This is a genomic window from Elioraea sp. Yellowstone (assembly GCF_006704265.1).
Taxonomy (GTDB): Bacteria; Pseudomonadota; Alphaproteobacteria; order Acetobacterales; family Acetobacteraceae; genus Elioraea.
In genome coordinates, this window is sequence record NZ_VIKA01000132.1 from 1 (window position 1) to 8,780 (window position 8,780).

The window sequence follows — 8,780 nt, forward strand, 5'->3', positions numbered from 1 at the left end:
CGTTCCAGGCCGGCAGCCGTGTCAACGGCGTGATCTTCGGCCGCGTCAAGGGCGGCTTCACGGTCGATCTCGGCGGCATCGGCCGCGGGGCCGCGCAGGTCGGGGCGGTCGAGGTCCGCGGGTGTGAGGGCGCGCGCTTCCGCCGCCGCGACTGCGGCATCGCGCGGATCGGCGCCGCGGTCGAGCACGCGCCGCCCGACCGCCCGGTAGAGCAGGCCGGTGTCGAGATGGGGCAGCCCCAGACGGGCGGCGAGCCGGCGCGCGAGCGTGCCCTTGCCGGCGGCGGCCGGGCCGTCGATCGCGATCACCAGCGTCACGGCGTCTCGATCGTCGCGCCGAGCCCGCGCATCAGCGCGACGAAGCCCGGGAACGAGGTGTCGATGAAGCTGCCGTCGTCGATCGCGACCGGCTCGGCGGTCACCTGGCCCAGCACCAGGAACGCCATCGCGATGCGGTGGTCCATCTGCGTCGCGACGGTCGCGCCGCCCTGCGGCGGCATGCCGGTGCCGTGCACCAGCAGGTCGTCGCCCTCGATCTCGGTCCGCGCGCCGCAGGCGGCGAGGCCGGCGGCGATCGCGGCGAGCCGGTCGCTCTCCTTGACGCGGAGTTCGGCCAGCCCGCGCATCCGCGTCGTGCCGGCGGCGCAGGCGGCGGCGACGGCGAGGATCGGGTACTCGTCGATCATGGCGGGTGCGCGCTCGGCCGGCACGTCCACGCCCCTGAGCGGGGAGGAGGAGACGGTGAGATCCGCGACCCTCTCCCCCGCCTCGTCGCGCTCGCCTGCGATCGCGAGATCCGCGCCCATCTCGGCGAGCGTCGTGTAGAGCCCGGCGCGCAGCGGATTCATCCCCACGCCCTCCAGCGTCACGGAGGAGCCGGGGACCAGGAGGGCGGCGACCGCGGGAAAGGCCGCCGAGGACGGGTCGGCGGGCACGGCGACCGGTCGGCCGGCGAGCTCGGGCTGGCCGGCAAGCCGGATCTCGCGCCCGCCATCGGCGCGTGCCTGCACCTCCACCGCGGCGCCGAAGCCGCGCAGCATGGTCTCGGTGTGGTCGCGCGTCGCACGCGGCTCGACCACGCGCGTGATCCCGGGCGCGCAGAGCCCGGCGAGCAGCACGGCCGACTTCACCTGCGCCGAGGCCACGGGCAGGGTGTAGTCGAGCGGCATCGGATCGGCCGCGCCGCGGATCGCGAGCGGCAGCCGCCCGCCCTCGCGCGCCCAGAACTCGGCGCCCGACTGCGCGAGCGGCCCGGTCACGCGCCCCATCGGCCGCCGCCGCAGGCTGGCATCGCCCGTCAGCACGGCGAAGATCGGGTGTCCGGCGATGATGCCCGTGAGCAGCCGCGCCGCCGTACCGGAGTTGCCCATGTCGAGCACGTCGGCCGGTTCGGCGAGCCCCCCCACCCCGCGGCCGTGCACGGTCCAGGCGCCCTCGCCGGTGCGCTTCACCTCGGCGCCGAGCGCGCGCATCGCGGCGGCGGTGCGCAGCACGTCCTCGCCCTCGAGCAGCCCCTTGATCCGGGTCTCGCCGACCGCGAGCGCGCCCAGCATCAGCGCGCGGTGGCTGATCGACTTGTCGCCCGGCACGCGCACGCTGCCGGAGAGCGGCCCGGCGGCGGCGCGGGCGGTCATCGGCTTGGCGGTCTCGGTCATCTGGCCTCTCGCGGTGCTGCCCGGGCGCGCGCTCTAGCATCCGATGCGTGCATTTGACAGGGCAGGCGGGCTCTGGCATTCGCGCGGCCCGCCGTCCTGCGGGGCGGCCGAACGAGGCGGAGTGGGTCGATGGCCAAGGCCGAGCTGGGCTCGAAGCGCATCTGTGTGGCCTGCGGGGCCAAGTTCTACGACCTGATGCGCAGCCCCGCGGTCTGCCCGAAATGCGGCACCGAGCAGCCGGCCGAGCAGCCGCGCTTCCGCCGCCCGGGCGGTTCCGAGGATCGCGCCAAGCTGAAGCGCGCCGCCGCCGAGCCCGCGCTCGAGGATGCCGAGCTCGAGGTCGAGGTGGAGGATGCCGACGAGGCGGTGCTCGAGGACGCCGAGGACCTGGAGGGCGAGGACGATCTCGGCGCCGAGATCGAGGTCGAGCCGGGCGCGGACGAGGAGGAGCGGTGACGGACGAGCGGCCGGTCAGGCCGCCCGCCGCAACGCGAGCGCCTTGGTCTCCTCCACCAGCGCGCGCAGCAGGAACGAGGGGGTCTGCGTCGGGATGGTGCAGCCCGGCGCGATGATCAGGCGGTCCATCCCGCCGTTCTGGCGCACCGTGTCGCGCACCTCGGCGCGCAGCGCATCGACGCCGCGCTCGGTGATCAGCACCTCGTTCACCCCGCCCATCAGGCACTTGTCGGTGAGCCGGCGGAGATCGGCGAGCGAGGGATTGCCCGCCAGCCGGTCGCTGACCGAGAGCGCCTCGATCGGGTAGTCGAGCACGCGCGTCACGTCCACCGGCGCGCCGTGGACGTGCAGGATGCGCACCATCGGCGCCATCGCCGCCAGCATGCGGAGGTCGTAGGGGCGCATGAAGCGCTCGTAGGTCGCCCGGTCGACCGCGCGCGAGCCCCCCGTGATCGCACCGTTGATCGAGAAGAACACGCCGTCGCAGCCCGCGTCGCGGAGCGCGGCCATGAAGTCCTCCATGGTCGCGCACACCGCCTCCAGCATCTCGGACGCCGCCTCGGGATGGGCGAACACCACATGCGCGCGGTCGTAGCCCGCCCTGCGCATCACCTGCTGGAACGGATCGAAGCCGGTGTCGAGGATCGGCACGTCGGGCCCGAGCCTCTCGCGCAGCAGCCGGATCGCGCGCGGCTGCTGCACGAAGGCCGGGTGATCCATGGCAAGCCGGCGGAAGCGGCGCATGTCCTCGGGGCCCTCGATGGTCTCCAGCCCCTCGGGCAGCGGATAGCGGTAGTCGTTCACCACCTTGCAGATGTCGAAGTCGAGCCGCTCGAAGAACGCGGCGGCGCGGTCGGCGAACACCTCCGCCGGGCTCTCGTCGGTGACGAAATGCACCCAGGCGGTCACCGGCGGGCGATCGACCGGCCGCCCGGCGATCGCCGCCTCGAACCGCTCGCGCTTGGTCATCGCCATGTCCGGGGCCCCTCAGTCGATCCGCACGCCCGCGGCGCGCACCAGTTCGGCGTGGCTCCTGATCTCGCTGTCGAGGAAGGCGGCGAACTGCCCGGGCGTGCCGCCGCCGACCGCCAGCCCCGCCTGCACCAGCCGCGCGCGTGCGGCCGCATCGTCCAGCACCGCGTTCATCTCGGCGTTCATGCGGGCGAGGATCGGCGCGGGCGTGCCCTTGGGCGCGAGCAGGCCGAACCACGTGCCGAACACCAGCCCCGGCATGCCCTGTTCCGCCGTGGTGGGCACCTCGGGCAGCTGCGGCGCGCGGCTCTCGGCCAGGACCGCGATCGGACGGACGAGATCGCCCTTCACCTGGCCCTGGATGCCGACCACCAGCTGGAACATCGCCTGGATGCGCCCGGCGATCAGGTCGTTGGTCGCGGTCGCCGGGGACTGGTAGGGCACGTGCGTCATCTCGACGCCGGTGCGCGTCTTGAACATCTCGGCGGCGAGATGCATCGAGCTGCCGTTGCCGGTGGAGCCGAAATTGATCGCGCCCGGATGGGCGCGCGCATGGTCCTCGAACTCCTTCAGCGTGCGCACCGGCAGGTCCTTGTTCACCACCAGGATGTTCGGCACGGTGCCGATGAACACGATCGGCTCGAAGTCGCGCTGCGGGTGGAAGGCCAGCGTGCGGTAGAGCGAGAGGTTGGTGGCCAGCGTTCCGGCCCAGGAGAAGAGGAAGGTGTAGCCGTCCGGGGCGGCGCGCGCCGCTTCCGCCGCGCCGATGTTGCCGTTGGCGCCGCCGCGGTTCTCGATCAGCACGCGGGTTCCGAGCCGCGGTTCGAGCTCCTGGGCGAGGATGCGCGCGATCGTGTCGGCGGTGCCGCCGCCGCCCGGCGCCGGCACGATGATGCGCAGCGGACGGTCCGGCCAGGCGCCCTGCGCGGCGGTCGGCACGGCCGGCAGCGCGATGGCGAGCGCAAGCAGCGCACGGCGGGCGAGGGAGAAGCGTGTCATGGCGGCGGCCTCGCGATGGGCGTCCAGTCTGTGGCGCCTCCCCAGGCCAGGCAAGCCCCCGCGAATCAGGCTGCGGCGATCGCCTCCACCTCGATCGCGCAGCGCGGATCGGCGAGCCCGGCGACGATCACCTGCGTGCTCGCCGGCGGCGGCAGGCCTGCGAACAGCGCATCCCGCCGCTGCTGCCACGGCAGCCGCGCCTCGCGGGTCGTCAGATAGGTGGTGAGCTTCACGACATGGCCGGGATCCAGCCCGTGATGGGCGAGGGCGGCGCGCAGATGGGCGATCACGAGATCGGCCTGCGCGCCGAGATCCGCCGGCACCGAACCGTCGGCGGCAATGGGAAGCTGGCCGCTCACCAGCACCCAGCGCCGCGCTTCCCTCACCTCGGCGGTCAGCGAATAGCGCGCTGCCGGCCGGGCCATGCCGGGCGGATTGGCGAACACGATCTCGGCCATGGCGGCTCCTCTGCTCCGAGGCCGCGCAGTTTAGGCCCGATCTCGGCCTAGTCGCGATGCCAAGCGATCTGCCCGGTCAGGAATCCCCAGCCGACCGGCATCGTGTAAGGCAGGTACATCAGCCGCGCGATCGTGCCCTCGCCATGCAGGGTGCGATAGACGCCGGTACCGCCATGGAAGTCGATTCGCAGCGCCGACCGCGACCAGCCGCCGTCGACACCCGAGTAGCGCGCCAGAATCCGGCTTCCGGAGCCACTCTCGAAACGGCACGTGCCGGTGTCGTCGGTGACGGAGTGGCCCGCCCCGCTCATCACCCCGTCGCAGTGCAGGCTCCAGCCGGCCAGCAGCGCCTCGTCACCCTCCTCGGCCTCGCTGAGTTGGCCGCGGACGATATAGGTGCCCGTCCAGGTGCCGTGCCCGTTTGCCTCGATCGCTGCCCAGATCAGGTCGACCGTGCCGTGGAGCCGGTGCAGGCCGAGATCACGTTGCGCCAGCGCCGACGTTGCTCCGGCGAGCATGGCGAGCAGTGCAAGCGTCGTTGCGATCCTGCGCATCGCGCCCTCCTGGGCTGACCCGGCAGGAGGCAGTGTGCGTGCGGGCTGCGCGTCCGGCTGTGCTGCGCATCACATTTGCAACGAACATGTCACGATGCCGCTACGATCGCAAGCCGGATCACCCCGCGCGCCAGCTCGGGCGGGATCGGCCGGCCCTTGCGCAGCACCTGGATGCGCCCTTCGCGTGCAAGACGGAATGCGGTCTCGCGCACGGGATGCATCAGCAGCCGCCAGCGCGTCTCGTCGGGTCCCGCGAGTGCCCGCGCGACCTCCGACGGGCAGATCGACCTCTCCGGCCCGCGCTCGGCGCAGAGCCGCAGGATCGTCGCCTCGATGGTCTGCGCCTCCGTCACGGCTCGAGATCGAGCGCGGTCTGCGCGCCGAGGCGCCGCCGGCCGGTCTGCCGCATCCCCGACCGGCGGCTGCCATGGCGCTCCTGGATCGCATCGGCCGCGCGGCGGTAGCCCTCGGCCCGGCGCACCGACCAGAGCCGGTCGCGGGCGATGGCTGCGAGCGTCGCGTGGTCGCCGGGCGGCGCGGGGTAGGAACGCACCCCGTGCTCCCACGGGCGGTGGATCGCCGGCGCAGGCAGATGCGCGAGCTCCGGCACCCAGCGGCGGATGAACACGCCGTCCGGATCGTGATCGAGCCCCTGCTTCACCGGATTGTAGAGCCGGATCGTGTTCACCCCCGTGCTGCCCGACTGCATCTGCACCTGGCTCCAGTGGATGCCGGGCTCGTAGTCGGCGAAGAGCCGGGCGAGATGCAGTCCCACGGGGCGCCAGTCGAGCCAGAGATGCATGGTCGCGACGCTGACCAGCATCGCCCGGGCACGGAAATTGAGCCAGCCCGTCTCGGCGAGGCAGCGCATGCAGGCGTCGACGAAGGGCCAGCCGGTCGCGCCGGCGGCCCAGCGGTCGAAACGTTCGGTGCCCGGGCCATCCGTGCGCAGCCCCTCATAGGCCGGATGCAGGGCGCGGTACTCGAGCGCCGGCTCGCTCTCCAGCTTCTGGATGAAGTGGCAGTGCCAGGCGAGGCGGGCGAGGAAGCTGTCGATTCCCTCGCGCACGGGGCCGGATGCCTGGACCCGCGCCGCCCGCGCCGCCCGCGCCGCCTCCCGGATCGAGAGCGTGCCGGCGGCGAGGTGGGGCGAGAGCCGCGAACACGCCGACCAGCCGGCGAGCGGGCTGGCCATCGCGCGGCGATAGGTCTCCGCCCGCGTGGCGAGGAACGAGGCGAGCAGGCTCTCGGCCGCGCCGCGCCCGCCGGGCGCGAGCCCCGGGCACGGATCGGGCGCAAGACCGACCTCCCCCGGCCCGGGGATGCGGCCGGGATCGAGCCGGACCGGTGCCAGGGCGCACGGCGCCGGCGGGATCGGCGCGCGCGTGAACGCCTCCCAGCGCCGGGCCCAGCCGTCGCGGCACGGGAGTCCCCGGATCACGCCCGTCTGCCGCAGCTCGTGCAGCGGAATGCCGTGCGCCCGCGCCCAGGCGCGCACGCGCCGGTCCCGCGCATAGCCGAAGCGGCCCGTGGTCTCCTGATGCGCCCAGATCGCCGCGATGCCGTGCATGCGGCGGATCGTCTCCAGCACCGCCACCGCCTCGCCCACGCGCACGGCGAGGGGCTGGCCGAGGGCCGCGAGGTCGGCGCGCAGTTCCGCCGCCGCCTGCTGCTGCACGCGGTACTGCCGGGCGGAAGCGTCCGCCTCCGCCCACAGCCCGGGCTCGACGATCCAGAGGGGCAACACCGGCCCGCGCCGGGCCGCCTCGGCGAGCGGCGCATGATCGGCCAGGCGAAGATCGCGCTTGAACCAGACGAGCTGCACCGGTCCCGAGGTCATGGTGCGGATCTGGGGCGGCGGCGCGGTCCGTCCAGCGCTATCCTCGGCGCGTGCGCCTCGCGGCCGTGATCCTGATCCTGCTCGCGGCGTTGCCTGCCGGCACGCTGCGCGACCTGCCTGCGCCGCGCGAGCTCCGCCGCGAGGAGGAGCCGCGCGTGCCCGCGCCCGCGACGCTGCGGGAGGCCGCGCTCACCGGCCACGCTCACTGGCCGCGGATCAGCCGCTCGAGCTGTTCGAGGAACCCGGCGACCGGGGAGGGCGGCGGCGGCGCGCCCGGCCCTCGCTCCATGAGCGCGGTGATCGCCGCCGCGGTATCGGCGAGCTCCAGCGCATAGACCTCGCCCCCGCCGCTGCCGAGCCGCGCCGCCGTGCGCAGCCGCACGAGCGCGCGCCTCGCCCGGGGCAGCGCCTCCGCGGCCCGGCTCGCCGCCTCGCCCGCGGGCAGGCAGACCGCGTCGCGTCCTTCGAGCGTGCACGGCAGGTCGAGCGCGGCATCCTGGTCGAGGCGCAGTTCGGCCGAGGCGGCGAAGGCGAGCGCACCGCGCCCCGTGTCGGCGAGCGTCAGCCCGCGCGCGGTCACCGCCGGCAGGACGCGCTCCTCGCGCCGCACGATCTCGAGCGCGATCCCCGGCCCCTCGCCGCGCTCGGGGGGAACGATCCACAGCCGGTGGCGCAGGACGCAGTCGGTGCGGTCGGTGATCGGATCGGCGCTGCAGGCAAGCAGCCAGGAGCCGACCTCGCGCGTCTCGGCGACGCGCGGTACCGTCGGCGCCTGGGCGGCGGCGGGGGCGGCGACCAGCAGCGCCGCAAGGATGACGGGAACCGGAGGCATGGGCACCTCGCGTGACAGGGCTGTGCGCGCATCGCATCCTACGGGCGGCGGAGCGGCGGAGGCGAGCATGGTGACGCTGCCGGACGGGACGCGCGTGCCGGCCCTCGGCCAGGGCACCTGGCGGATGGGCGAGGACCGCCGCGCGCGCAAGGCGGAGGTGGCGGCACTCAGGCTCGGCATCGAGCTCGGCCTGACGCTGATCGACACCGCCGAGATGTATGGCGAGGGCGGCGCGGAGGAGGTGGTGGGCGAAGCGATCGCGGGCCAGCGCGACGCGGTGTTCGTCGTCTCCAAGGTCTATCCGCACAATGCCGGCCGCCGCGCGGTGGTGGCCGCCTGCGAGCGTTCGCTCAAGAGGCTCGGCATCGACGTGATCGATCTCTACCTCCTGCACTGGCGTGGCGCGGTGCCGCTTGCCGAGACCGTCGAGGGGTTCGAGGCGCTCAGGCGCGCCGGCAAGATCGCGCGCTGGGGGGTGAGCAATCTCGACGTGGCCGACCTGGAGGAGCTCTGGGCGGTCGGCGGTGCCGCCTGCGCGACCGACCAGGTGCTCTACAATCTCGCCGAACGCGGCATCGAGTTCGACCTGATGCCGTGGTGCAAGGGTCGCAACGTTCCGATCATGGCCTATTCGCCGGTCGGCCAGGGCGGGCGGCTCCTGCGCCATCCGGCGCTCGCCCAGGTCGCGGCGCGTCACGGTGCGACACCCGCACAGGTCGCGCTCGCCTGGACGCTGCGCCGCCCCGGGGTGATCGCGATCCCCAAGGCGGCCGACCCGGAGCACGTGCGCGAGAACGCCGCCGCCCGCGCCCTGCGCCTGACGGAGGAGGACCATGCCACCCTCGACGCGGCCTTTCCGCCGCCTCGGCGCAAGCGTCCGCTCGCGATCCTCTAGCGCGCGGCTGCGCGTGCTCTGCGTCGGGGGCGTGAACCTCGACGAGGCGATCCGGCTGGACGGTCCGCTGACCCCGGGCGAGGGCGCGATCGGCCGCTCGCTGGGGCCGCGGCCGGGCGG

Annotated in this window: 11 protein-coding genes; 2 read left to right on the forward strand and 9 right to left on the reverse strand. The window is 74.1% G+C overall.

The features are described from left to right. The coding region (locus tag FK498_RS15060; RefSeq protein WP_370510909.1) for a (d)CMP kinase at window positions 1-317 on the reverse strand (317 nt) is incomplete at its 3' end. Next, window positions 314-1,654, reverse strand: coding sequence for a 3-phosphoshikimate 1-carboxyvinyltransferase (gene aroA, locus FK498_RS15065; RefSeq protein WP_141855940.1), 1,341 nt, complete (start codon window positions 1,652-1,654; stop codon window positions 314-316). The genes aroA and FK498_RS15060, both read right to left, overlap by 4 nt. A 129-nt stretch (window positions 1,655-1,783) precedes the next feature. On the opposite strand from aroA, the gene FK498_RS15070 reads away from it, so the two are divergent. Next, window positions 1,784-2,110: a TIGR02300 family protein gene (locus tag FK498_RS15070; RefSeq protein ID WP_141855942.1), complete on the forward strand. Its 327-nt coding sequence runs from the start codon at window positions 1,784-1,786 to the stop codon at window positions 2,108-2,110. 15 nt (window positions 2,111-2,125) lie between these two features. Here FK498_RS15070 and FK498_RS15075 read toward each other — a convergent pair whose 3' ends face one another. The 7 genes from FK498_RS15075 to FK498_RS15105 form a co-directional block, all read right to left on the reverse strand. Next, complete coding sequence (locus FK498_RS15075; RefSeq protein WP_141855944.1) at window positions 2,126-3,085, reverse strand: uroporphyrinogen decarboxylase family protein; 960 nt, start codon at window positions 3,083-3,085, stop codon at window positions 2,126-2,128. 12 nt (window positions 3,086-3,097) lie between these two features. Further along, the gene (locus FK498_RS15080) at window positions 3,098-4,081 is read right to left on the reverse strand and encodes a tripartite tricarboxylate transporter substrate binding protein (RefSeq protein WP_141855946.1); all 984 of its coding nucleotides are present in this window, start codon (window positions 4,079-4,081) and stop codon (window positions 3,098-3,100) included. A gap of 65 nt (window positions 4,082-4,146) precedes the next feature. Beyond that, window positions 4,147-4,539: a RidA family protein gene (locus tag FK498_RS15085; RefSeq protein ID WP_141855948.1), complete on the reverse strand. Its 393-nt coding sequence runs from the start codon at window positions 4,537-4,539 to the stop codon at window positions 4,147-4,149. 47 nt (window positions 4,540-4,586) lie between these two features. After that, window positions 4,587-5,093, reverse strand: a complete 507-nt coding sequence (locus tag FK498_RS15090; RefSeq protein WP_141855950.1) for a hypothetical protein — start codon at window positions 5,091-5,093, stop codon at window positions 4,587-4,589. 89 nt (window positions 5,094-5,182) lie between these two features. Then, a complete protein-coding gene (locus FK498_RS15095; RefSeq protein WP_141855952.1) occupies window positions 5,183-5,446 on the reverse strand; it encodes a DUF3253 domain-containing protein in 264 nt (87 codons plus the stop codon). After that, window positions 5,443-6,933: an FAD-binding domain-containing protein gene (locus FK498_RS15100; protein WP_141855954.1), complete on the reverse strand. Its 1,491-nt coding sequence runs from the start codon at window positions 6,931-6,933 to the stop codon at window positions 5,443-5,445. The genes FK498_RS15095 and FK498_RS15100 overlap by 4 nt, the downstream gene beginning before the upstream one ends. Before the next feature lie 202 nt (window positions 6,934-7,135). Beyond that, the gene (locus FK498_RS15105; protein ID WP_141855956.1) at window positions 7,136-7,765 is read right to left on the reverse strand and encodes a hypothetical protein; all 630 of its coding nucleotides are present in this window, start codon (window positions 7,763-7,765) and stop codon (window positions 7,136-7,138) included. Window positions 7,766-7,832: 67 nt separating this feature from the next. On the opposite strand from FK498_RS15105, the gene FK498_RS15110 reads away from it, so the two are divergent. After that, window positions 7,833-8,660 (forward strand): aldo/keto reductase, encoded by an 828-nt coding sequence (locus FK498_RS15110; RefSeq protein ID WP_141855958.1) that lies wholly within the window; start codon window positions 7,833-7,835, stop codon window positions 8,658-8,660. The last annotated feature ends 120 nt before the right edge of the window (window positions 8,661-8,780 follow it).

Coding starts and splice junctions, on each gene's coding strand:
- aroA (WP_141855940.1), bottom strand. CDS start 1,654: ATGACCGAGACCGCCAAGCCGATGACCGCCCGCGCCGCCGCCGGGCCG.
- FK498_RS15070 (WP_141855942.1), top strand. CDS start 1,784: ATGGCCAAGGCCGAGCTGGGCTCGAAGCGCATCTGTGTGGCCTGCGGG.
- FK498_RS15075 (WP_141855944.1), bottom strand. CDS start 3,085: ATGGCGATGACCAAGCGCGAGCGGTTCGAGGCGGCGATCGCCGGGCGG.
- FK498_RS15080 (WP_141855946.1), bottom strand. CDS start 4,081: ATGACACGCTTCTCCCTCGCCCGCCGTGCGCTGCTTGCGCTCGCCATC.
- FK498_RS15085 (WP_141855948.1), bottom strand. CDS start 4,539: ATGGCCGAGATCGTGTTCGCCAATCCGCCCGGCATGGCCCGGCCGGCA.
- FK498_RS15090 (WP_141855950.1), bottom strand. CDS start 5,093: ATGCGCAGGATCGCAACGACGCTTGCACTGCTCGCCATGCTCGCCGGA.
- FK498_RS15100 (WP_141855954.1), bottom strand. CDS start 6,933: ATGACCTCGGGACCGGTGCAGCTCGTCTGGTTCAAGCGCGATCTTCGC.
- FK498_RS15105 (WP_141855956.1), bottom strand. CDS start 7,765: ATGCCTCCGGTTCCCGTCATCCTTGCGGCGCTGCTGGTCGCCGCCCCC.
- FK498_RS15110 (WP_141855958.1), top strand. CDS start 7,833: ATGGTGACGCTGCCGGACGGGACGCGCGTGCCGGCCCTCGGCCAGGGC.